Origin of the sequence: Sphingobacterium lactis, assembly GCF_051951495.1 — a bacterium.
Taxonomy (GTDB): Bacteria; Bacteroidota; Bacteroidia; order Sphingobacteriales; family Sphingobacteriaceae; genus Sphingobacterium; species Sphingobacterium lactis_A.
In genome coordinates this window covers 1-23138 of record NZ_JBNHAS010000007.1, presented here as the reverse complement: position 1 = coordinate 23138, position 23138 = coordinate 1, and the positions used below count along the sequence as shown (strand labels likewise).

At 37.7% G+C, this 23138-nt stretch carries 20 protein-coding genes; 16 read left to right on the top strand and 4 right to left on the bottom strand.

All coding sequences use genetic code 11. From position 1 onward, the window contains the following. Positions 1-2 precede the first annotated feature (2 nt). From ACP6L2_RS17870 to ACP6L2_RS17835, 8 genes are all read left to right on the top strand, one after another. Positions 3-1964: a RagB/SusD family nutrient uptake outer membrane protein gene (locus ACP6L2_RS17870; protein ID WP_440510610.1), complete on the top strand. Its 1962-nt coding sequence runs from the start codon at positions 3-5 to the stop codon at positions 1962-1964. A 53-nt stretch (positions 1965-2017) separates the two neighbouring features. After that, the gene (locus ACP6L2_RS17865) at positions 2018-3304 is read left to right on the top strand and encodes a DUF4959 domain-containing protein (protein WP_440510609.1); all 1287 of its coding nucleotides are present in this window, start codon (positions 2018-2020) and stop codon (positions 3302-3304) included. A 61-nt stretch (positions 3305-3365) separates the two neighbouring features. Then, positions 3366-5039: a DUF4998 domain-containing protein gene (locus ACP6L2_RS17860; RefSeq protein WP_440510608.1), complete on the top strand. Its 1674-nt coding sequence runs from the start codon at positions 3366-3368 to the stop codon at positions 5037-5039. A 10-nt stretch (positions 5040-5049) separates the two neighbouring features. Then, entirely contained in the window at positions 5050-6228 is a 1179-nt protein-coding gene (locus ACP6L2_RS17855; protein ID WP_440510607.1) for an endonuclease/exonuclease/phosphatase family protein, read from the top strand. Positions 6229-6432: 204 nt separating this feature from the next. Further along, positions 6433-8292, top strand: a complete 1860-nt coding sequence (gene mutL / locus ACP6L2_RS17850) for a DNA mismatch repair endonuclease MutL (RefSeq protein WP_440510606.1) — start codon at positions 6433-6435, stop codon at positions 8290-8292. Between the two features lie 15 nt (positions 8293-8307). After that, positions 8308-9003, top strand: coding sequence for a rhomboid family intramembrane serine protease (locus ACP6L2_RS17845; protein ID WP_440510605.1), 696 nt, complete (start codon positions 8308-8310; stop codon positions 9001-9003). A 3-nt stretch (positions 9004-9006) separates the two neighbouring features. After that, positions 9007-9882 carry a rhomboid family intramembrane serine protease gene (locus tag ACP6L2_RS17840; RefSeq protein WP_440510604.1) on the top strand — a complete coding sequence of 292 codons (876 nt, stop codon included), beginning with the start codon at positions 9007-9009 and terminating at the stop codon, positions 9880-9882. Further along, positions 9882-10979, top strand: a complete 1098-nt coding sequence (locus ACP6L2_RS17835; protein WP_440510603.1) for an endonuclease/exonuclease/phosphatase family protein — start codon at positions 9882-9884, stop codon at positions 10977-10979. Before ACP6L2_RS17840 ends, ACP6L2_RS17835 begins: the two co-directional genes overlap by 1 nt. A gap of 5 nt (positions 10980-10984) precedes the next feature. Here ACP6L2_RS17835 and ACP6L2_RS17830 read toward each other — a convergent pair whose 3' ends face one another. After that, positions 10985-12589, bottom strand: coding sequence for a S41 family peptidase (locus ACP6L2_RS17830; protein WP_440510602.1), 1605 nt, complete (start codon positions 12587-12589; stop codon positions 10985-10987). Between the two features lie 139 nt (positions 12590-12728). On the opposite strand from ACP6L2_RS17830, the gene ACP6L2_RS17825 reads away from it, so the two are divergent. The 4 genes from ACP6L2_RS17825 to ACP6L2_RS17810 all read left to right on the top strand — a co-directional run bounded on the left by ACP6L2_RS17825 (position 12729) and on the right by ACP6L2_RS17810 (position 16021). Then, a complete protein-coding gene (locus ACP6L2_RS17825; protein ID WP_440510601.1) occupies positions 12729-13295 on the top strand; it encodes a hypothetical protein in 567 nt (188 codons plus the stop codon). Between the two features lie 100 nt (positions 13296-13395). Further along, positions 13396-14793 (top strand): class II fumarate hydratase, encoded by a 1398-nt coding sequence (gene fumC / locus ACP6L2_RS17820; protein WP_344675517.1) that lies wholly within the window; start codon positions 13396-13398, stop codon positions 14791-14793. A 100-nt stretch (positions 14794-14893) separates the two neighbouring features. After that, entirely contained in the window at positions 14894-15328 is a 435-nt protein-coding gene (locus ACP6L2_RS17815; RefSeq protein WP_440510600.1) for a fumarate hydratase, read from the top strand. A 216-nt stretch (positions 15329-15544) separates the two neighbouring features. Further along, positions 15545-16021 carry a hypothetical protein gene (locus ACP6L2_RS17810; protein ID WP_440510599.1) on the top strand — a complete coding sequence of 159 codons (477 nt, stop codon included), beginning with the start codon at positions 15545-15547 and terminating at the stop codon, positions 16019-16021. 37 nt (positions 16022-16058) lie between these two features. Here ACP6L2_RS17810 and ACP6L2_RS17805 read toward each other — a convergent pair whose 3' ends face one another. From ACP6L2_RS17805 to ACP6L2_RS17795, 3 genes are all read right to left on the bottom strand, one after another. Continuing rightward, complete coding sequence (locus ACP6L2_RS17805) at positions 16059-17165, bottom strand: toxic anion resistance protein (protein ID WP_440510598.1); 1107 nt, start codon at positions 17163-17165, stop codon at positions 16059-16061. A gap of 6 nt (positions 17166-17171) precedes the next feature. After that, the gene (locus ACP6L2_RS17800; RefSeq protein WP_440510597.1) at positions 17172-17957 is read right to left on the bottom strand and encodes a hypothetical protein; all 786 of its coding nucleotides are present in this window, start codon (positions 17955-17957) and stop codon (positions 17172-17174) included. 68 nt (positions 17958-18025) lie between these two features. Beyond that, positions 18026-19591 (bottom strand): hypothetical protein, encoded by a 1566-nt coding sequence (locus tag ACP6L2_RS17795; protein WP_440510596.1) that lies wholly within the window; start codon positions 19589-19591, stop codon positions 18026-18028. Between the two features lie 115 nt (positions 19592-19706). Between ACP6L2_RS17795 and yiaA the strand changes: the two genes are divergently transcribed. The 4 genes from yiaA (at position 19707) to ACP6L2_RS17775 (ending at position 22761) form a co-directional block, all read left to right on the top strand. After that, entirely contained in the window at positions 19707-20171 is a 465-nt protein-coding gene (yiaA, locus tag ACP6L2_RS17790) for an inner membrane protein YiaA (protein ID WP_440510595.1), read from the top strand. Positions 20172-20266: 95 nt separating this feature from the next. After that, positions 20267-21220, top strand: a complete 954-nt coding sequence (locus tag ACP6L2_RS17785; RefSeq protein ID WP_440510594.1) for a DUF2157 domain-containing protein — start codon at positions 20267-20269, stop codon at positions 21218-21220. Next, on the top strand, positions 21213-22286 hold the full coding sequence (locus tag ACP6L2_RS17780; RefSeq protein WP_440510593.1) for a DUF4401 domain-containing protein: 1074 nt from the start codon (positions 21213-21215) through the stop codon (positions 22284-22286). Before ACP6L2_RS17785 ends, ACP6L2_RS17780 begins: the two co-directional genes overlap by 8 nt. Beyond that, the gene (locus ACP6L2_RS17775; RefSeq protein ID WP_440510592.1) at positions 22273-22761 is read left to right on the top strand and encodes a GDYXXLXY domain-containing protein; all 489 of its coding nucleotides are present in this window, start codon (positions 22273-22275) and stop codon (positions 22759-22761) included. Before ACP6L2_RS17780 ends, ACP6L2_RS17775 begins: the two co-directional genes overlap by 14 nt. Positions 22762-23138: the final 377 nt, after the last annotated feature.

Here is a 23138-nt window from a genome sequence, read left to right as displayed (position 1 = left end):
CGATGAATAAAGCCATACTAGCCGCTATTTGCGGTATAGCCATATCCATATCGGGATGTACCAAGTATTTAGATGTAGTACCCGATAACACATTGAAATTAGAGAATATTTTCAATCTGAAGCAGGATGCTTACAATGCTCTTGCGAAAGTTTACAGTTACATCCCTGATGACGACCTAACACATAACAGTTCTTGGTTGCTTGGTGACGAATGGTTAGCTCGTTTGGATCTAAACAACAGTTCAAATTACTTACGTGGGATTCGTATCATGCGGGGTTTACAGTCTCAAACATCTCCTTTGTTGGGCTACTGGTCAGGTACGGGTGCTGGGAAACCCATGTACGAGGCCATGCGTCAAGCAGATATATTTCTAGAAAACATTGGTAATGTGAAGGACATGACGGATCAAGAAAAAAGAGAATGGTCCGCTCAGGTAAAATTCTTGAAGGCCTATTATGCTTTCCAATTGGTGAAGCAATACGGTCCAATTGTTATCATGAAAAAAACAGCCAATCCAGAGTCAACAAAAGATGAATTATTTATCCCACGTTCAACCGTAAAGGAAAGTTTTGATTTTATCCTAGGGCTAATTGAAGAAGCTATGCCCGATTTGAAGGAACGCGTATTGGAGAATGATTTGGGACAAATAGACCGAGTTGCTGCAAAAGCTATAAAAGCACGTATTCTCGTTTACCAAGCAAGTCCATTCTTCAATGGTAATATGGAATTTTTCGGAGATTTTGTCAATGCGGAAGGGGAACCCTTCTTCCCGATGAATTACGACAAGGAAAAATGGAAGCTTGCCTTGGATGCATTGAATGAGGCAATTGCTCTTGCTGAACAAAACGGCATGGGGATGTATACTTATCCAAAAGAGGCATTTCTTTATGATAGGGAATCTTTCAACAAGAATCCTGATAAAATGAAGGTTCTATATGATTTGAGAATGGTCATTACAGATCCTTGGAATAAGGAGTTAATTTGGGGGATCTCGGGAATTAACTTCCGATCAGCTGGCTTAGGTGCTGCTGCGAACATTCGACTTCCTATAGGTTATGGCGATGGTCTTGCCAATAGTAGTTCGCAATCCTTTCAATGGCTAGGTGCTTCCTACCAAATGGCAGAGCGCTATTACACGGAGAATGGTTTACCTATTGATGAAGATCTTACATATGATTTAAATGGTATACATGATGTTGTTCGTCTTCCTGGTGTCAATGATTCGGAATATGAAGAACTTGAGGGCTATATGCAGCCGGGTGCTGAAACCATCAATCTGTACTTGAATCGTGAGCCAAGGTTTTACGCTAATTTGGGTATAACTGGAGGCTTTTGGCGAGCGCATGGGGTGCGGATTAATACACAGTTTTTTTACAATTCTGATGGTGGCAGAAGCTCATCTTATTTTCCAAGTGATTTCTTGGCTTCTGGAATTGGCGTTCAAAAACTAACCCATCCGGAATCACAATCTGGAAACTGGGAACGCGTAATTAAATATCCTTTGCCATTAATTCGGATGTCTGATCTGTACCTGATGCGTGCCGAAGCTCAAAATGAATATTATGGCCCTGGAGAGCAGGTATATGAGGACATCAACAAAATCCGTCGCCGTGCAGGGATTCCCGATGTGCAGGAGTCTTGGGGAAATGCAAGTTTGACAAGAACCTTAAACAAACACCGTGATAAAGAAGGTTTAAGGGACATTATATTACAGGAGCGTTCTATTGAGTTTGCATTTGAAGGGTTAAGGTTCTGGGATATGTGGAGAACCAAGCGGGCAACACAAGCCTTTTCATCACCTATTTGGGGATGGGATACAGATGGCAAAGATGCAAAGACCTTTTTTGTACTAAGTGTCAAGCAGCAAAGACGATTCACCTTGACCGATTACCTATGGCCAATTGATCTCAACGAAATCAATACCAATAGCAAGCTTATTCAAAATCCAGGATGGGTTAATTAAGCAAATTGAGGTCATTAGTAAATGATGTATCATTCCAATAAATCTGAATAACAATGAAACGTAAGACAAATATTTTATGGTTTCCAGCTGTTTTCATCGTGCTTTTGAGCATGTTGAATGCCTGCAAGGAAAAAGACCGATATAACATCAATATTGAAGACAGTACCCCTCCGGGACCTGTCACTTTAAAACATTACAAATCGCTTTATGGTGGAGCTAGATTATTTTATAACATCCCTAAAGACGAAGATCTACTTTCAGTAGAGGCTGAATATACAAACAGTCAGGGCAAGACCTTTAAGTTCAATGCTTCCTATTTCACGGACTCTTTGGATGTTTATGGTTTACCAAATACGGACATGCATACGATTCAGGTTTATGCAGTAGATCGAGCTGGGAATAGATCCACTCCATTGGCGGTAAATATTGAACCACTTGAGCCTGCATACCAACGAGTAGCTCGTTCCATGGAAGTAAGACCAGGATTCGGTTCTTTCTTTGTGGATTGGAAAAATGAACTTAAACAGGATATCAACGTATATGTAGATTTTGAATTCACCGATAATAGTGGACAACGTAATGTGACCTCTATTTTCAGTTCAAAGGCTGATGCAGATCGTCGTTTTATCCACAGCCTCAATGATATTGCTTCCAACAAGGTAAAAGTAAAGGTTAGAGTAGAGGATCTATATGGCAATATTACTGAGCCTATCGAAAAAGGTGAAGTAACCCTATTGAGAGATGAGTTGGTACCGAAGAAAATGTGGAAACTTCCAAATCCAAATGATTCCATTGGAGGAGTTCCTATGGTATTTGGGAATGATTTTGAAGGTAGAACGCGCTACACCATTGATGGTATTATTAACAAAGGAGAAGATTTCAATTTCATGCATACAGGTGGTCGAGGAAGAACTGGGAAGTTAGCTGATCGCAACATGCCTTGGAACTTGATGATTGACTTGGGAGATTATTACGAATTAAGTCGTGTTGTAACCCATCAACGCCGTTATGGTTCAGCATCTTTAGGTATTCGAGGACAATATTACCGTTCAGAAAATGTGGGTTCCTATAACATGTATTACTGGGATGAAGACATTGATGACTGGGTTTTGATTGGGTTCCATAGTATTCCAATTCCATTAGTTCCAAGTGATTTGGATGTTGTAAAAGCAGGTGAAGCTGGTGATATGGCTTACATGTATCCTGATTATCCCGCATTTACGAAGAAAACACGTTGGTTCCGATATGAAGCGATTTCTGACTTTTTATCCAATTATACAGGAACAGGCGCTAATGGTCTTTCAGAAATCACTTTATACGGAAGAAAAGCAAGCAATTAATGAAAGCCAAGTGCAGTAATTAACGGTTTACACCAATAATGCACACCTAAATAAAATAGGAATGAAAAATATTTTAATAATAAGCATCCTTGCCTGGCTCATCCTGTTGGGCATGAATTCCTGCAACAAGGGAATGTATGATAATATCGAGAAGTTCGGAGAGGAAAGGGTTTACCCTGCGAAGTTTGACACCATATCTGGTAAAATTGGTTTTGAGCGTGTAGAAATAGACCTAATGAAAGCTGGACGAATACCTAGTAACCAGATTTACCTAGGGAAAGCTAGTAAAACTATTGTCGAATATGACAAAGAACGGATAACAATTGACTCTGTAGTTTCTTGGATTAATATCCCGAACCTAACATTATCCAAGCTTTATCGCTTCAGGGTATATACACAAGATGAGTTTGGTAACAAGTCTGTTCCGCAGGAGATCGCATTAATACCATATACGAAATCGGAATTGACAACTATTGCGGTACAATCCCCAAGGATTTTTGCCTCTCCAACGACTGCTGTTTTGGATTGGGCAAATAATATATCTTCCATTCTGCTCACCTATTGTGATTTGAGTTTCTCTTATGTGGATCAGACAGGGCAAAAACATGAGGGAACACGAGCAGAAAACCCAAGAATCTTTGCAGGTAATCTAAAGACTGGTGACGAGATCAATGTAGACGTGGATTATCGTGTAGTACCTAAGGTAAATGGGATAGAAATTTTAGATACCGTTATTCTGAAACAAGAAGTAAGTTTTTATATGCCTTCTGCTTCTACAACATTCTTACCTGCTGAGGCGGATATATTGAGAAAGAATGGTGTTACTACGTTCAATGCTGCTGGGGTTGCCAATATCAAAAAGCTTACCTTCCCTATTCACACACAAAGTCTACAAGATCTCTTTTACTTCTCTAACCTAGATGAGATAGATCTTACTGGAGGTACTCTTTTTGAAATGACCACGGTTAATTACAATAATAACGGGATTACTGCAAGTATAGGTGGTGGACCATTTTTACCCTATGTTCGTCGTTCGGGAAATATGGCAGATGTAAATGCGCAGTTCTTAGTTGATTTACTAGAGAACAAAATGGTAAAGAAAGTAAAGTATATTCCGCATTCCTTAGGTATTGATCATTTAATTCAGCCATATATAGAATCTGGTTTAGTAACCTTAGTAAACACTGAAAATGAACCAGAGCTACCTTTGAGTTCGTTGATTACTGGGCAACTGCAAGCGACCAACTGGAAGATCGATTTGGTAAAAAATCCGAGTAGTTATCCTGCCGGTAATAACTTGAAGAATGTAATTCAAGTTATACCAAGAGATCGGGCAGCATCATTTATATTTAAGATTCCGTTGGAATATCAATTCAACTCTGATTTATATCCTTATTTAAACTTCAAAGTATTTGCACCTGATAAGAGTCATTTCCCAGGGGTCTATGATAATTTCCGTGCTATCTGGCCACGTTTTATGAATCGTTTGTGGGCATTCCCTTCAGAAAGTCCATATGGTCAAGAGTTATGGCAACCAGGTAAAACCGACAATAAACTAACCGACAGTCAGCTAGGCAAGTGGGTAGATATGAAAATTGACCTTAGTTTAATGAAGAATAAACACAATCGTGTAATTGTGATCAATATCGGTGGTGAACCGGCTATAACTGGAGGTTATAAACCTGCAAAAGATATTGTGTATTACTTCGCCAATTTCCGTTTATCTAAAAATTAAGTTTAAGGAAATGAAAAACAAAAGCATATTAAGCATTCTCTTACTGTTCATTACAGGTGTAGTATTTTCATTTACAAGTTGCAGTAAGGAAAGTCCTGATGAAACAAAGCCAAGCTCATTATTAAAAGCTACAGAGGTGGCTATTCATTTAGTCAATGAGCAGCAAGAAGTCCTTACGGGGGATGCTACAGTAATTATTTCGAAACGCCGACCGGATGTAAACATGTTGGTACCTCGAGAGGAAAAAACAGTCAATACCGGCAAACTTACTTATAGGGTCTTTGAGGATACCGAGATTCGAATTACTGTTTTGAAGAAAGGTTACAACCCAATTTATAAGGATATAATTGTGAAGCCTTCGGATCAGACCATTTCCATTGTCCTTACGCCAAAATCAGGGTTAACAGTTTTGTCTTACAATGTAAAAGATGGATTTGGTGGAAAGATTGCCAATAACTTGACGGCTTTTAGCAATTGGGTATCTAAATTAGATCCGGATGTTATAGTTTTTCAGGAACTCGTAGGTTTTAAAAAACAAGAACTTCAAGAATTTGCTAAGACTTATGGACATGATTTCAGTTATTTATTGAAAGAAGAAGGATATCCTACAGGCATAACATCCAAACAAGAAATAAAAAATGCGGAAAGCATTTTGATAAAAAGCAATTACCCTCCCAATCGAGTTCATGGCTTTATCCGGGCAGAGACATTTGGTTTAAATATATTAGCAGTTCATTTTTCTTCACAGAGTAATGACCTTGTATTCCAAGAGGCGAATTATGTTGTAGACTTAGCAAAAGAATTAGAAAAAAATGGTCCAGTTTTAATTGCAGGTGATTTTAATTCTATTACACCAGTCGATGAAGCGATGCTGGGCACAAAAGCTTGGTTGGGTAGCATGCAGAAATATCGCCCAAGTCGAGTTCCCTTCGATTACAGAACAATGAAGCTATTTGAGGATAGCCCATTTAAGGATGCTATTTCGCAATTAAATAACAAATATTATAAGGCAAGTTTTCCAACAAAGACAGATTACTTGAGTAGTGATTTCTTAGGTTTTCGCCTAGACTATTGTTACCTTTCTGAGTCATTAGCCAAGCAATGTGATTATGTCGAGATTCTTCAAGATTCTTATAGTAATACAGCTTCAGATCATTATCCATATTTGATGCACTTTAAAGCTCCATAAAAACAAACCCTAGTCTAAAAATAGTATTGGTCGCAATCCTTATCTGGATTGCGACCCTTTTTAATTTATAAGGAATAGTTAAGCAAATTCTTTAAATCAGCCAGGTTATAATTTTGTTTGGAAACAACAGAAATAGAAAAATGGCGACAAAAGTATGGTTTTAAGGGACACGCAAATAAGGTCAAATTTGTACCTTTGTAAATTATGTCGGATATTATTCAGTTGCTCCCAGATTCAGTGGCCAATCAGATTGCAGCGGGTGAGGTTGTGCAAAGGCCAGCATCGGCGATCAAGGAATTGTTGGAGAATGCTATCGATGCAGGAGCAGATCATATAAAGCTTATTATAAAGGACGCCGGGAAATCGCTTATTCAAGTGATAGATAACGGCTGTGGGATGAGTGTTACAGATGCACGCTTATGTTTTGAGCGTCACGCTACATCAAAGATCCGTAAAGCAGAGGATCTATTTGCTATACGCACTATGGGATTCCGTGGAGAGGCAATGGCCTCAATAGCTGCTATTGCACACGTGGAACTTCGTACGAGACGCATTGAAGATGAGTTGGGTACGGTGTTAGAAATAGAAGGTTCAGAAGTAATACAACAGTACCCCGATCAGGTGACTGCTGGGACTAGCATTTCTGTTAAGAATCTTTTTTTCAATATTCCAGCTCGTAGGAACTTCTTAAAAAGTAATTCGGTTGAATTACGTCATATCATTGATGAATTTCAACGTGTGGCATTGGCACATCCAAACATATTCTTTTCCTTACACAGCGATGGAAATGAACTGTTTCACTTACCTAAAGAAACCTTAAAGCAAAGAATTGTCCATCTGTTTGGAAACAATTACAACCAACGACTTGTTCCTGTAGAAGAGACGACTACCATATTGAACATCAAAGGATTTATAGGGAAGCCTGAATTTGCAAAAAAGACTCGCGGTGAACAGTTTTTCTTTGTAAATAACCGCTTTATTAAAGATCCCTATTTGAATCATGCTGTTATGAATGCCTATGAGGAGATTCTACCAGCAGAGACTTATCCTTTGTATGTATTATTCATTGATATAGACCCATCTAAGATTGATATCAATGTCCATCCAACGAAGACGGAAATAAAGTATGAGGATGAGAAGGCTATTTATGCCATCTTACGCTCAGCAGTTAAGCGTAGTTTAGGTCGATTTAACATCGCGCCTACTTTAGACTTTGAGCAAGAGACGGGTTTTAATAATCTGATCACGCCAAAACCATTGGAGGAAATTCAGATTCCTACGATCAACTTCAATCCGAATTTCAACCCCTTTGATGATGGTCGACCAAAGTCTACTCGCAGCTATACTTATCCAGAACAATTGGAAAAGAAGAGCAGTATTCCAAAGAATTGGGATACCTTATACCAGATCACCGAAACGGAGGAAGCTGAACAATTAAGCTTACATCCGGAGGAGCCTGCTAAAGAAAGTGCTGTCATACAGCCTTCAGACCAACCGAAGAAACAATTTTTTCAGTTGCATAATCGTTATATCGTATCACAGATACATTCAGGCTTTATGTTGATTGATCAGCAGTCGGCACATGAGCGTATTCTCTTTGAACAGTTTCAGCAACAATTACAGCAAAATCAAGGTGTTAGTCAGCAGAGTTTGTTTCCACAAACCATTGATTTAACGGCAGCAGATTTTGCTTTAGTACAAGATATCTTACCTGAAATTCAGGCATTAGGATTTCAATTAAGACCATTTGGTAAAAGCACCTTTATTGTCGATGGAATCCCTGCAGATTTGGAGAAAATTAACGAGGGGCAGATCATTGAGAAGTTGTTGGAAGATTTTAAGAATCAGAGTGACCTGAAATTAAGCAAACGGGAGAAATTAGCAAAAAGCTTAGCTAAGAATGCAGCCATAAAACAAGGCAGTAAATTGGACAATGAGGAAATGGAAGATCTAATAGATCGATTATTTGCTTGTGAAGCACCAAATATTTCTTTGTCAGGGAAACCTGTTATTATTACCATTACCTTACAAGAACTAGCCGAACGCTTTGGCAGAGGCATTTAAACAAAATATAGAACTATGAATAATTTCTTTGGAAATTTACCTGTTGTTACCAAGAACCTGTTGGTTCTAAACATCTTGTTTTTTATTGCCTCTTGGTTGTTGCCAAGTCTTATAATACATCTGGGTGTCTTTTATCCCGACTCTCCCAACTTTAAGGTATGGCAGCTGGTGACTTACATGTTTATGCATGGGGGCATTGGGCACATTTTCTTCAACATGTTTGCTTTGGTGATGTTTGGTGCTACCATAGAGCGTATTTTGGATCCGAAACGGTTCTTAAACTACTATTTAATCTGTGGTTTTGGGGCATTGGTGTTGCAATATGGTATACAAGCGATAGAGGTTCATCAATTAACTGGATCAATTCGTCCATTACATGAGTTGGGTGACAATGTAATTAACCAACTATCGGAATCTGATTTCAGATCCTTATACGAAATTTATGGCACGCCTTTGGTAGGTGCATCCGGGGCAATCTATGGTTTACTTTTAGCATTCGGATATTTATTCCCAAATGCAGAATTAATGCTGATATTTTTCCCAGTACCCGTGAAAGCAAAGTACTTTATTCCAATCTTAATTGTTATTGAAGTTTATCTAGGTTTTTCACAAAGCGGTTCATCCATTGCTCACTTGGCACACGTAGGTGGAGCATTGTTCGGATTTATATTATTAAAACTCTGGAAGATACGCAGAACGAATTATCATTAGCAGATGAGAAGAGAAAATGGCTTGAAGGAATTCTTTAGGACGACCTACCGAACGGGGTCTCCCATACCTTATATTATTTCTATTCAGGTTATTCTTTTCATCTTGATTCATGTTGCTGATTTATTGGTGGAGGTCAAGGTTATCCAAACACCAATTTATGATATGATGTTGAGTTATCTGGGCCTACCTGTACAATTCAATAACTTCATCAGTCAGCCATGGACCCTATTCACTTATCCTTTCCTGTATTCTGGTTTGTTTCAAATTGTATTCGATTCGCTGTGGTTATATTGGATGGGAAATATCTTCTTGAGTTTCCTCAATAAACGTCAATTTCTCACCCTATTTATCAGCAGTTTTATCTTAGGAGGATTGGTGTACCTTGGTTTAGGTTTTATACCTTGGCTAACAAAAGGTCCTCAATCCTATCTCTATTCGAACTCCATAGGATTAGCAGCATTAGTATCCAGTTTGACGGTTTTAATCCCTCACATGGAGCTACGCCTACTTATTTTTGGCCGAGTAAAGTTCAAGACATTAGCGTTCGTTATCCTTGGTATCACCTTGGTATTTTATGCTTTTGCAAATCGTGCTGGAGCTGTTGTATATTTAATGAGTATAGGTTGGGGTATATTATTCATGCGTCAATTGCAGGAAGGCAATGACTTGAGTCGATTCTTCCAAAGACGTATGAAACAGAAGCTCCGCGTAGTACACACCATTCAAAAGACACCAAGTTATCGTAGTTTTAAATCGGACTTACCCAATCAAGAAGTGATTGATGAAATATTGGATAAAATTTCCCAAAGTGGCTATGAAAGTCTATCTTCACGGGAGAAAGAGATCCTATTTAAGGTAAGTAGAGAAGAACAAGAATAATGTTGATTAACAAGAAGAATTTAGGCTTTTTTAGCAAAACCATCATGATCGCAAACCTATTGGCGGTCGCAGGTCTTCTGCTTTGTTATTCAGCTTCCTTTATCAACCCAAAGACTTTTTGGCCAGTGGCATTCTTGGGATTAGGATATCTTCCGATACTAATCATCAATCTAGGTTTTGTATTGTACTGGTTGCTTCGCAAGGCAAAATATTCCCTATTCTCTTTAATAGCTATTCTTTTAGGATGGAACCTTATGACGCAGCACATCACTTTTAATTCGGTTGAAAAGGATAAAAGTGATTCCTCCCTTCGCGTCATGACCTATAATGTGCACATGCTAGAGCCGATTGAGAAATCGGATAAACCAGCAAAAGAAGAGTTTGTAGACATTATTAATGACGCTAATCCAGATATTCTTTGTGTACAGGAATTCAATAGTACTATTCGTGGAAAAAAGAAATTCAGCGAAAAGGTAAAAGAAAAAGCAAAGTTTGATAGCTACTACTTTGCCCCTTCTCAGCAGAATGATTATAGTGCCTATGGACAGATTATCTTCTCAAAATACCCTATTATCAATTCCGGATTAATTAAGAAAAATGAATACGGCATCAACCGTATTGTCTATGTCGATATAGTTAAACAAAGCGATACTATTCGTGTCTACAATGTACATTTACGCTCATTTGGTTTACAAAGTGAGGACAAGGAATTTATTCAGAATCCTAGTGGTACAGCCGGCAATGAAGAGCAGAAAACCAAACAAGTAGGTCGAAAGCTTAAATGGGCATTTGAACAAAGAAGTAATCAAGCGGAGTCCTTGTATGATCACATGCAAGAGACGCATTACCCAAAGATTGTTATGGGTGATTTCAATGACACGCCCATGTCCTACTCAGTAAACTTGATAGCTAAGAATATGAAGAATGCGTTTCAAGAAAAAGGAAATGGATGGGGAGTAACACATTTTGAAATGTTACCTATTCTTCAAATCGATTACATTTTCTGCGATAAACGTTTCAATGTAAACAACTATAAAGTGGTAAAGAACAGGCTATCGGATCATTACCCCGTATTCGCCGATGTTAGTTTGATGTAAACAACTTATTCTGCTTTAATCTGCAATTCTTCTAAAGCCTTCGTCACAAAGGTATCATAACGATTCTTGACTTTGAAATAGGCTTCTCTTCCAAAATAATACCTCCCTAATAAAGCTTCAATATCACTTTGAATGAGATCATGTAAATCATTTTGTTTACTAGGGGAAAGCTGTAAACCTCTTCTCGCCAAGAAGCGGATAAAGCTGGCATATTCTGATGCAGGTAAAGTATATCCCTGTAAGAAATTCTCAATGGAATAAGCCGGTAACTTACGGGCAAATCTGCTGTATACAAATTGTTCGATAAGACTGGACTGTACAAGGTCACGATAAAGCACACTTACCTCGTTGGAGTCAATCGGAACCTTCACATCTGGCATAATCCCTCCACCACTATAAACCTTCTTGCCTAGCCCTGTTTGATAAGGTTTGGCATGTGCATAAGTCGTATCCAAAGACCATAGACCATGATACATGGAGGCATAATCTTTCATATTGGACCAATTGGGCGAGTACTTACGTTGAATACTTCTTCCTAATGGTGTATAATAACGAGCTATACTAAGATTGATGGTAGATCCGTCAGCGAAGTTAAACAGTTCTTGAACAGTAGCCTTTCCATAAGTACGACGACCAATAACAATTCCCCTATCCCAATCTTGTACTGCACCAGCTACTACTTCAGAAGCTGAAGCTGTACGTTCGTTGACCAAAAGAATAAGCTTCCCTTGCGCATAGTTACCATTAGGTTCGGAAAGGAAATCCTGTCTAGCCTCATGAGCACCTTCTGTAAATACTACTAATCGCTGATCGGTAAAGAATTCACTCGCTAATTTAATGGCAACATGGAAATAGCCACCACCATTATCACGTAAATCCAAAATAAGGTTTTTTGCTCCTTGCTTTTTCAGTTCGGCAACTGCATCTTTAAATTCATCTGCTGTTTTTAGGCCAAAGCGTCGAATACGAATAAAGCCAACCGTTGGTTTAAGCATATAAGCAACATCCAAGGAGCTTACATTAATTTGATCACGAATAGCTTTTAGCGGAAGTGAAAGTTTCATGGAGTCCCTTTCAACGTACATTTCAACAGCTGTACCTCGCTTGCCTCGCATCAGTTTTTCTACCTCATCTTTGGAAATGGTATTTCCGGAAATCTTACGATTACCGATTTGAAGAATCTTATCACCAATTTTAAATCCTCCCTTATCAGCAGGACCATTGGTAATTAATCCTACAACAATCAATGTGTCGTTCAGATTAAAATACTCCATACCAATTCCTTCAAAAGTACCTTCCAACACTTCTGATTGAGTTTTAGATGCATTAGGCATTAGGAATGCAGAATAAGGATCTAAGTGAGAAATGATGTGATTTATGGCGCCATTTTGAACAGAATCCATGTTGATACTATCCACATAGCGGGTAGAAATAAGATCAACAACTTGTTGGATTTTATAGGCATTATCGGATAGACCAATAGGCACGAGGGATCCCCCGGTATTGAATCCTGTTTGGTCAGAGTAGTTCTGTCCAAGGATCAATCCCAATAAAAGGGTGGCTGCATAAGTCGCCGCAACAAAAATATTCCTCTTTCTTCCTTTTTGCATCTATGGTCTGGTGGGCAAAATTACTGAATAACAAATTGTTTAAAAGAATTTTAAACTTATTTATTTACCAACAATTCACAGTCCAAAATAGTTGATTAGAAGTTATATTTTAGCAATTTTTCAATATTTTTACACTGTCATGCATGAATTAGAACCTTATTACAATTGGCGGGATTATTATATCGCATCCGAAGATGAGCGTAGTCCCTTCTTTGAGACTGTTTATAGTGAGTTTGAATACGATAAAAAGGTCTATAACTTCCTATTGCACCCGCAATGGGATTACTTTGGCTCACAGACTCTTTACCTTAAAATATTATATGCAGATTATGATCGTGGGTATTGCATCATAGAGTTCATCGGTGAATGGAACGATGCCATCTACAACGATATTATGATTCTAAAACGTGAATTAATCGACTTGATGATTGATGAGGGCATCACTAAATTTATCTTGATTGGAGAAAACATCTTAAATTTCCATGCTTCTGATGACTCCTATTATGAGGAATGGTTTCAAGATATTGGGGATGGTTGGATAGTAGGATTAAACTTCAGAGAACATGTGATCAAGGAATTTCAGGACAACCACATTGATTATTACATCAATTTTGGGGAGTATTTGAATCATTTCCCATGGCGTACCTTGAAGCCTAAACAATTATACCACCATATCGAAGAACATATACAGCGTAGGCTCTCCTAATTGCTTGTATATTATTACAAACTGTGGGATAAAGGATTGGCATATTTTAGCTTAATTCTCATATTTTGCTTAGATTTGCCCTACTAAAACATTTGTAATTATGTCATTCAGAATCGAAAAAGACACGATGGGCGAAGTACAAGTACCAGCAGACAAATACTGGGGAGCCCAAACCGAAAGATCACGTAATAACTTTAAGATAGGTCCGGCAGCATCCATGCCAAAAGAAATCATTGACGGCTTTGCATATTTAAAGAAAGCAGCAGCATATGCTAACCACGAATTAGGTGTTTTACCTGTGGAGAAGCGTGATGCAATTGCAGCCGTATGTGATGAAATCTTAGCAGGTAAGCTTGATGACCAATTCCCATTAGTAATTTGGCAAACGGGATCAGGTACGCAGTCAAACATGAATGTCAACGAGGTAGTAGCAAACCGTGCTCAAGTATTAGCTGGTGGCAAAATCGGTGAAGGCGAGCCGGTATTAAAAGCAAATGATGATGTTAATAAATCGCAATCATCAAATGATACTTTCCCTACTGGAATGCACATTGCAGCTTACAAAGCCGTGATTGATGTAACTATCCCTGGAGTAGAGAAACTTCGTGATACCTTGAAAAAGAAATCTGATGAATTCATGAAGGTTGTTAAAATTGGTCGTACGCACTTAATGGATGCGACCCCTTTAACTTTAGGTCAGGAATTATCAGGTTATGTAGCGCAGTTAAACTACGGCTTAAAAGCTTTAAAAAACACCTTAGCACACTTAGGCGAACTTGCATTAGGTGGTACTGCAGTAGGTACAGGTTTAAATACGCCTAATGGATATGATGTTGTGGTAGCAAAATACATTGCTGAATTTACAGGTCTTCCATTTGTAACTGCTGAGAATAAATTTGAAGCATTAGCTGCTCACGATGCTATCGTAGAAACGCATGGTGCTTTAAAACAATTAGCAGTTTCTTTAAATAAAATCGCTAATGACATCCGTATGTTAGCTTCTGGTCCTCGTTCAGGAATTGGTGAAATCATTATCCCTGAGAATGAACCAGGGTCTTCAATTATGCCAGGTAAAGTTAATCCAACACAATGTGAGGCTCTTACCATGGTAGCTGCACAAGTAATGGGTAATGATGTGGCAATCACAATTGGTGGTACTCAAGGTCACTACGAATTGAACGTGTTCAAACCATTAATGGCGGCAAACTTCTTACAGTCTGCTCGTTTAATCGGTGATGCGTGTATTTCATTTGAAGAGCACTGTGCTATTGGTATTGAACCAAACTACGCACGTATTAAGGAATTAGTTGATAATTCATTGATGTTAGTGACTGCTTTAAACACTAAAATCGGATACTACAAAGCTGCAGAGATTGCACAAACAGCACATAAAAACAATTCTACTTTGAAGGAAACAGCTATCGCTTTAGGTTATGTTACTGCCGAAGAGTTTGATGAGTGGGTTAAACCTGAAGATATGGTAGGTAGTTTAAAATAAGCTAGTGAATTACAAGAAACATATATATTCTTATAAAAAAGTGTACCTATCATTGATAGGTATACTTTTTCTATTTAGCAGCTGCGTAAGACATTCGGAGATGCAAACCGAAGGTGCAGCATTCTTTCAAGGCGTTTGGAAACAAGAAAGTAAAGTCGATACTTCCCAAACCCTCAATTACACCTTACATGATTTCAAGATTACTTGTGATTCCATGTATGCTACATTCCACGTACATAATAAAGTAAAAACTATCCCAGATAGCTGTTATGGGGATGGCAATTGGACGGAATATGCCAAGGCGGTATATGTTCAACGTGGTGACAGTATCATTGTGGAAGGCCTTTATACCAAACCGAATGGTAAACAAAAGATTTCCGGATGTTACCGTTCAGGACCATATGTTCCCAGATTTAAAATTGCTTATGCTGGCAAAGATAGCATTGTCTTAGAGAATAGATTTGAAGCCAGACCTATCATTTTGAAAAAAGTAGCAGACATTACTTGCGTACCGAAGAAACGCTGGGAAATGTAAGCTTATAAGATATTATCTCGATTTAAAGAGATCCAATCCTTTAAGACATTCAAGTTTTAAAGGATTTTTTTATTTCCACTCAGATCATTGATCACTCCTTTTTGTAGCCTTCTTTCTATAAAGATCTGTAAAGTTAACTTGCTTTATATTACTACAATTAATGTTTTCAGTTTATTCTATATATTTACATCAGCTAATTATAAAATTTTAAACACCATGAAAATTACGATCTCCAGCCTTTTATTGGTCTTTTGTGGAACCTTTATGTTAAAAGCACAAACAATTAATCCAGATCAAGTACTTCAAGATCTTTTAATTTCAAAAAGAAATTTAGAGCAGTATAATGACCCCATGGGTAGAAAGTACTTGGAAAAAGATGGTAAACTGAGGTCAGTAACTGTCTTCAAGAAAGAGTACCAAAAGAATATTGACTTGATTAAGAAGAATTCTGCATTGTTTGCGAAATATATTGCAGATACTAAGTTCAACAATAGAGATTCTATGGTTTTTTATAATTATATACCTAAATTGGAATCTAATATTTCCCCATATCAGACCACTAAATTAAAGTATTTTGATATCGTTAATACCTACTTGATTAATTACAAAGAGAATGAGCTTCCAACAAAATTAAAAGATGCTCATACTCCTCCGTACATGAAGGGAATTGAAATAAAAAAAGACACCCCATAATTGGGATGCCTTTCATAAATTAATATCGTAATAAAACTTAATTGATCAATCGGGTTTCATCCGATGATTTCAATAAGTGTCCTTTCAATTCAGACTCTGCCTGGATTAACTCTTGCTCTGCAACTTTACGTTTCTCACGACCATCCTTTTGAATTCGTAATACCTCTTCAATGGTAGTGATAATGTCTGTATTTGCTTTCTTAATCGTATCCATATCAATGATTCCGCGTTCAGTTTCCTTAGCCACATTGATAGTCGCCTCTTTTAGCATCTCAGAGTTTTTCTTCAACAACTCATTAGTCGCATCCGTAATGGCACGTTGTGCATCTAATGCACTTTGTGCATGTGCAATACCAAGGGTCAATACCATTTGGTTCTTCCACAATGGAAGTGTATTGACGATACTGGATTGAATCTTTTCCATTAAAGAGCTGCTATTGCTCTGAATCATCCGGATCTGAGGAGCAGTCTGTAACACCACCATACGCGTTAGTTTTAAGTCGTGTAACTTACGCTCAAAACGTACTACGTGTTGTTCCAGGTCTTTGTACTCCTGAATTTTATGTTGATCACCTGTTTCCTCTGCCTCTCTTTTTAAATCAGGAAGCGTCGTACTCATCACCTCTTGAAGTTTCTCCTCTCCAGCTTGAATATGTAAAGATAGGTCTTTAAAATACTGCTGATTCTGTACGAATAGTTTATCGAAGATGTTTACATCCTTAGCCAAGTTCTTGTAGTGGCCTTCCAATTTCAACTCGATACTATGAATATTCTTCTCTACAGAAGCGTACTCCGTACGCATACGGCCAATTTTCTTCTTAATATTATCAAAAAAAGGAATCAAAGGCTTTTTATTTACCTTTTCATCAAAATCTCGAATCTCAGAACGTAGGTTCACCAAGATATCCTCAGCACCACCCATATCTTTTGTACGAACTTGCTTTAGAATCTCATTGGAGAAATTACTCACGTTACTCTGTGCACCAACACCATATTGAATGATGTCAGTTGTTGATTTCAAATTGATTTTATCTTTATATTGCTGAATCAAGGCTTTTTCCTCTGCAGTAAAGTTCACACTTACATCTGCAGGTTTATTTTGCCCTTGATCATCATTCAAATTCGTCAAATCTAAATTTGCCATATGCTTTTAGTCTTTTAAAAGGTTTCTACTTTTTAGGGTTTGCAAGTACACATCAGTCTCTGCTGACACATCCAACATCCCCATTTTAAATTGATTGGTTACTTCTTGTTCTACAGCTATAGCTGCTTGACGGATAACATTCTCTAGTTTATTCTTTGATTCTGTCGTAGTCATATTATTCAAACGTGCATTCTCCAACTCATCGTACTGCATCAATACATTTACAATGGTCGAATGCCTTACTAGAAACTTCTCTGCTTCTCGGCTATCCTTTTTCTCTAAAAGCTGAAATAAGCGAAGAATATTATCAATATCCTTTTGAATATTTCTGTTTTCAATTTCCTTACGCCAGTGTAACAGACGTTCCACAAACAGCTGTGGTGTATCAATAGTAGGCGCTGATATTTCCAATTGCTTTTGCGCATTTGGCGTTGAAATCCAATGCAAAGGTCTTACTTCTGCCCACTCCAAGCGTTGCAAATAAGGCTTCGCCTGATTCAATAATAGCGCATTACCAACTACATAGGAAAGCATAGAGCCACCCAAAGTGAATAACATGGCTTGACTTAATGTCCCAAAGAAGGTAAAGAATGACACCATCAATCCTATTTCGATAGCCAACAATATCCATGCTGCAGCATACCAAGAACGAACCTTTGATTTCTTTGCTTGTGACATCATCACTAATGGATGAATATGTATAGGTAAAGGGATAAACAAAACGATGGATATAGCAGTCCACAGCAGTTGCCTCATTTCCCAAGCCTTATTTTTCTTTGTTGCCCAACCCATTCTCTAATTTAATTATTTTTATAAAAATACACCAATTCTTATTCCATTCACACACTGTAAAGTAAAAACTAGGTAATTGGCGTAATATACCCTGCCATTACGTCATTTTTGTCGGTGAATATTCCAGACTGATCTTTCAAATATTTCAATGTCAGTTCGTAAGAATCTGCTTTTTCCCATTTGGCGATTATCCAAGTAATAAAACTCAGATTAAACAAATCCCTGTTTTCTTCCAGTTCCAACAATTTAATAACCCTCGATTGGAAACTTTTGTTGTGTAAAACAGCAGGATTTACAAAATACTTTTCTAACAAAGACACATAATCCAACACTTTCTCCTCATGGGTCTGAATCAAATACTTCCTATACCTTCTTCGAAAGCTCTTAATACGAGCCGAAGCGAGATCTATACTACTAAAATCAGCATAAATTAATATCTCCAATAAGCTTTTCCGAATGGTCCATAACATCCCGAGTTTCTTTTCCAACCAAGTATCACTATGATTAATCATCGCGATGCTTGACAAGCATTTCCGATCGCCTCTTTGCGCTTGAAACATAACCTTACATAATTGCAGGTCGTAATAATCTTCCAATTTTGTCTTTGCACTCTTCATTGCCAATGCTGCATCCAGAACTTCATTGGCCTTTTCAGCTTCTCCACTAAAATGCAGGTTCAATGCCAGCAACAATTGCTTACGGTAGTAAAACTGCCCATGAAAGTCCTTATACTCTCCTAACAACAGATCCATTGACTCTAAATACGACAAAGACTTTTTAAAATCTCGAGACCGAAGGTTAAAGTTGGCTAGGTAATAAAGTACATACAGTCGATAATAGACTTGCCCAGTACTGTCTCCCATCTGGGATTCAATTATCTGATAAGACTTGCGGACATATTTTTCTACAAGACCAAAATTCTGATTTATATGCGCATATTCATTGGCGATAAATAGAATATGATACAAGGACTTATAACTCATGAAGTCTACAACCGCAATCTTATACCTCCGAATCACTTCTTCAATCAGTTTGGTCAAGTCAATGACCTTTCCCTTCAATTGAATTTCATTCAATTCCCTTCTTATAAACGCATACGCAAGCTGCATCTTAGACTCTCTGATTAAATGACCTTGATTTAAAAGAAATCGATTAGAAAGGTTTTCCAAATCTAGGTTTTCATCCAAATGAGCAAATTGCAAACGTAACATCAAAATCTCTTGTAACACACTAAAGGATTCCTGATCTTCTGCAATTCCCTCTGCCCTATCCAAGCAACGAAAACCCAATCTTGCTAAATTATTTTCTAATAAATACCGCGAAACGACTAACAATCGAAGCAATTCATAATCCGCATGCTGATGCTTTTCAAATACCTTTTGCGATATGAAGGATAACAGGTTTTCTTGAAGCCGCTTCCGTAAAGCATGGTATGAATCCCTATTTTTTGCAGTCTTATACAGTTTATTAATAGCGTTTATATCGTCAGTTTCTATCAAATCAAATAGACGGACATTCTTTACATCATGCCGCTTATTCTTTTTCTTTAAATAAGCCCTAAAATCTATCTTTTCAGTATCATTCAATAGATTAACTAAATCAGAAATAGCATCCATATCTTTTATGTATTTCAATAAACCAAGATTAAATATACAGATTTATATCGTCAGTATTATTAAAATATTAGCTTTACTACCCGATCAATCCACTGCATCTTTGCTAGCATATTAATCATTAAAACGAAAAGATATGGAACCGCTAAATCAAAACACAGAAGAGTTATTTAACATCAAAACTAATGATGATAAAAGAAATCCATTTAAGCCAACACCTGCCTTTATAGGTGCATCATGGTTGGCTCTTATGACAGGCACAGTAGCCTATTGTATTGGATTATGGAATGCAGAAATGCAGTTGAATGAAAAAGGTTATTATTTCACCATCTTATTATTTGGTCTATTCGCTGTAATCTCTGTTCAGAAGAGCGTAAGAGATAAAGCCGAAGGATTGGAAGTAACCGAACTCTATTATGGACTAAGCTGGTTTGCTACCATAGCTTCTATAGTACTTTTGACAGTAGGATTGTGGAATGCAGATTTATTATTAAGTGAAAAAGGATTTTATGCTATTTCCTTTATGTTGAGTGTTTTTGCTGCCATTGCCGTGCAAAAAAACACGCGTGACGCCAAACTGTTTAAGGATAAAGATAATTAACTTAGCGGTTACCTTGCAGCGCCTGCTAGGCAGGCCTGTAAGGTTTTTTTATGCGCCATAACCAATATAAAATAGCATAAACCTCATACCACAACATGAAAAACATTGATCGACGTGATATTCACATTTTTGCTCGAAACAGCAGTCTATCCCCAAAAGCAACGCAGCAATCCTTAAAGGAAGAGGTCTATCAGCACAAGAAGAATTGGGATGATTTTTTTCGATTCGCCTTACTGATACTAGGTCTAGGCTTTCTGTGCTTAGGCATTATTTTCTTCTTTGCCTACAATTGGCAAGACCTGCACAAGTTTGTAAAGATGGGGATTATACAAGGTCTACTGCTTGCAGCAGTTTGCTTGACCCTATTCCTAAAAACAAATGAAACCATCAAAAACATCCTGCTCACAGCTACCGCTATGTTGGTAGGTGTACTATTTGCTGTATTTGGTCAAGTTTATCAAACCGGTGCCAACGCCTATGACTTCTTTCTAGCATGGACCATATTCATTGCCATTTGGACCATTATCTCCAAGTTTCCTCCACTCTGGATTCTTTTCATCGCATTGATAAATACGACTTTCCTTCTCTATTTTCAACAAGTAGCTGCTGATTGGAGTTGGATATTTGCATTTTCTATGTTAACCATTGGGAATAGCATCCCTTGCATAATAGCCATTATATGGAATCTTCAAAATAAAAATAGACAAGTTCCAGAATACTTCATTCAAATTACAGCCTTGGCAACTATAATCTGTGCGACCATTAGCATGCTTAATGTCATTATGAATAACTATCCAGCAGCTACCCCACTATGCAGTATACTTCTCATTTATCTTTACAGCTTAGGAATAATTTATGGTCTGAAGTATCGTAAAATCTTCTTCTTGACCAGCATCTCCTTGAGTCTGATGATTATCATCTCCACATTCTTGTTGCATTATTCAGAATCTGAGGAAATGATATTTACGATTGGCCTATTCAATATTATCGCAGTAACAGTTCTGGTCCGCTTTTTCATTTCACTACAAAAGAAACATAGCCATGAATAATACGAATATTTATCAGGACAAATTGGATTATTTTGAATCTATTAACCCAGGTCCATTAAAGATTGATCTTATAAAGATTAAAAAAGCTTATGCCGATCAACGAAACGACCAATCTTTGGCCATTAAAATTTTATCTATCGTAGGGGCAGTAATGGCTTGTCTGGCCTTCTTGTTTTTTTTATATGCCTCCAATCTATTTGAATCAAAAGAGGGTCTTTTGATTGGTGGGATTGTCCTATTAATCGGGTCATTAGTTTTAAATAAACTTACAGACAAGATATTCTTTGACAGCATTAGTGTCTGCATGTTTTTACTCGCCTTTTTTATGTTGGGTGTATCAACCGATCAACTTGGTCTTAGCTTTAGCAGTGTGGCGCTATTAATAGCCGTGTTGGCCATTTCTTGTGTTTTTATTACTCGGAGTTATATTTTAAATTTCGCAGCGGTACTTATCGCTGTTTGGGGAATTTATGCAAGCATGGTAGATCGAATTCCGGAAGATTACCTATTTATCCTTATCATTTTATTAGGTTTATTGGCAGTATACTTCTTATTAAACGAAGCTAAGCTACTTCATTTATCCGAAGGAATGGCAGCCCGCTACCTTCCCTTGCGTACAGCACTTACTCTAGCCTTTATTGGATCCTTAGTAGCCAGTGCCGCAGGAGCAATATTTTTCACTTACCTAACCTTTAAAATTGTTAGCTCCGGAATATTCATTGTACTAACAATTATCATTCTATTCAACCTATTAAAAGATCAAGAATATCGTTCAGACAGTTTCCGTTATCTAACGCTGGCTATCATTGCAATTAGCTTATCCTTAACCAGTGTATCTCCGGCTATTTCAGGCTGTTTACTAATTGGCTTGATCTGTTTCCAGGTGAATTATAAAACAGGTTATGTCCTAGCACTTGCGGGCTTTCTCTACTGTCTAGGACAATTCTATTATGACCTCAGTATAAGCCTACTTTGGAAATCTGTTATTATGATGGCTTCAGGAGCTCTTTATTTGTTAATCTACCTACTTAACAACAAAAAATTGAAAAACCATGAAAACATATAAAATCGTATTCATTGTCGTTAATCTCTTTCTGTTATTAATTTACTTCAATTACTCCGTTGCAAAGAAAGAGGAAATCCTAAAGGATGGAAAGCTAGTCTTATTAAAACTAGCACCAGTAGATCCCAGGTCTTTAATGCAAGGAGATTATATGCGATTGAACTATGAGATCGCTGATAATCTCTGGACTGACAGCATCCCAAAAAGAGGCTTCTGTGTTGTTAAATTAGATAACCAACAGGTTGGCCAGCGCGTAAGATATCAGGAAGGAAAAACACCATTAGCCAAAGACGAGTATTTAATAGAATATACTCGCCCCACCCTCTGGGGAATTAATATCGGCGCTGAATCCTTCTTTTTTGAGGAAGGAACTGCAGAGCGATACGAAAAAGCCGAATATGGAGGACTAAGAATCGATGAAAATGGAAACAGCCTATTGATAGGCCTGTATGATAAAAACCGAAGGCTGATTGAGTAGGTAGAAGATATGAGACCTGAGCCCTGCGGGCGGTATTTAGTATTTAGTACGAAGTATTTAGACCTATTGGCGGGATAGCAGTAGCGTCATTTACAAACAAACTTTCTAGTTAGCACGTTAGGTAGGGGCGGTACTGAGTGAGTTTGAGGGAAGGGGATTAATCCCCGACGAAAACGAACGGAATGTCCGCCCGGTTAATTTAATATCAACAGTTATATATTAAAATTGTATATGTGGTTTTGTAGTTTTATGGTTTTATAAAATTGTGGTTTTGTGATTTTATGTATTCGTGCTATTAGCGGGCGATGCATGCATCGCCCCTACAAACAATCGTGATTTTATTATTCCAAACCACCATATCCGTAGGGCCGAAGCAT

Coding starts and splice junctions, on each gene's coding strand:
- ACP6L2_RS17860 (WP_440510608.1), top strand. CDS start 3,366: ATGAAAAATATTTTAATAATAAGCATCCTTGCCTGGCTCATCCTGTTG.
- mutL (WP_440510606.1), top strand. CDS start 6,433: ATGTCGGATATTATTCAGTTGCTCCCAGATTCAGTGGCCAATCAGATT.
- fumC (WP_344675517.1), top strand. CDS start 13,396: ATGTCATTCAGAATCGAAAAAGACACGATGGGCGAAGTACAAGTACCA.
- ACP6L2_RS17865 (WP_440510609.1), top strand. CDS start 2,018: ATGAAACGTAAGACAAATATTTTATGGTTTCCAGCTGTTTTCATCGTG.
- ACP6L2_RS17825 (WP_440510601.1), top strand. CDS start 12,729: ATGCATGAATTAGAACCTTATTACAATTGGCGGGATTATTATATCGCA.
- ACP6L2_RS17785 (WP_440510594.1), top strand. CDS start 20,267: ATGAAAAACATTGATCGACGTGATATTCACATTTTTGCTCGAAACAGC.
- ACP6L2_RS17810 (WP_440510599.1), top strand. CDS start 15,545: ATGAAAATTACGATCTCCAGCCTTTTATTGGTCTTTTGTGGAACCTTT.
- yiaA (WP_440510595.1), top strand. CDS start 19,707: ATGGAACCGCTAAATCAAAACACAGAAGAGTTATTTAACATCAAAACT.
- ACP6L2_RS17870 (WP_440510610.1), top strand. CDS start 3: ATGAATAAAGCCATACTAGCCGCTATTTGCGGTATAGCCATATCCATA.
- ACP6L2_RS17835 (WP_440510603.1), top strand. CDS start 9,882: ATGTTGATTAACAAGAAGAATTTAGGCTTTTTTAGCAAAACCATCATG.
- ACP6L2_RS17775 (WP_440510592.1), top strand. CDS start 22,273: ATGAAAACATATAAAATCGTATTCATTGTCGTTAATCTCTTTCTGTTA.
- ACP6L2_RS17805 (WP_440510598.1), bottom strand. CDS start 17,165: ATGGCAAATTTAGATTTGACGAATTTGAATGATGATCAAGGGCAAAAT.
- ACP6L2_RS17845 (WP_440510605.1), top strand. CDS start 8,308: ATGAATAATTTCTTTGGAAATTTACCTGTTGTTACCAAGAACCTGTTG.
- ACP6L2_RS17800 (WP_440510597.1), bottom strand. CDS start 17,957: ATGGGTTGGGCAACAAAGAAAAATAAGGCTTGGGAAATGAGGCAACTG.
- ACP6L2_RS17780 (WP_440510593.1), top strand. CDS start 21,213: ATGAATAATACGAATATTTATCAGGACAAATTGGATTATTTTGAATCT.
- ACP6L2_RS17815 (WP_440510600.1), top strand. CDS start 14,894: ATGCAAACCGAAGGTGCAGCATTCTTTCAAGGCGTTTGGAAACAAGAA.
- ACP6L2_RS17830 (WP_440510602.1), bottom strand. CDS start 12,589: ATGCAAAAAGGAAGAAAGAGGAATATTTTTGTTGCGGCGACTTATGCA.
- ACP6L2_RS17855 (WP_440510607.1), top strand. CDS start 5,050: ATGAAAAACAAAAGCATATTAAGCATTCTCTTACTGTTCATTACAGGT.
- ACP6L2_RS17840 (WP_440510604.1), top strand. CDS start 9,007: ATGAGAAGAGAAAATGGCTTGAAGGAATTCTTTAGGACGACCTACCGA.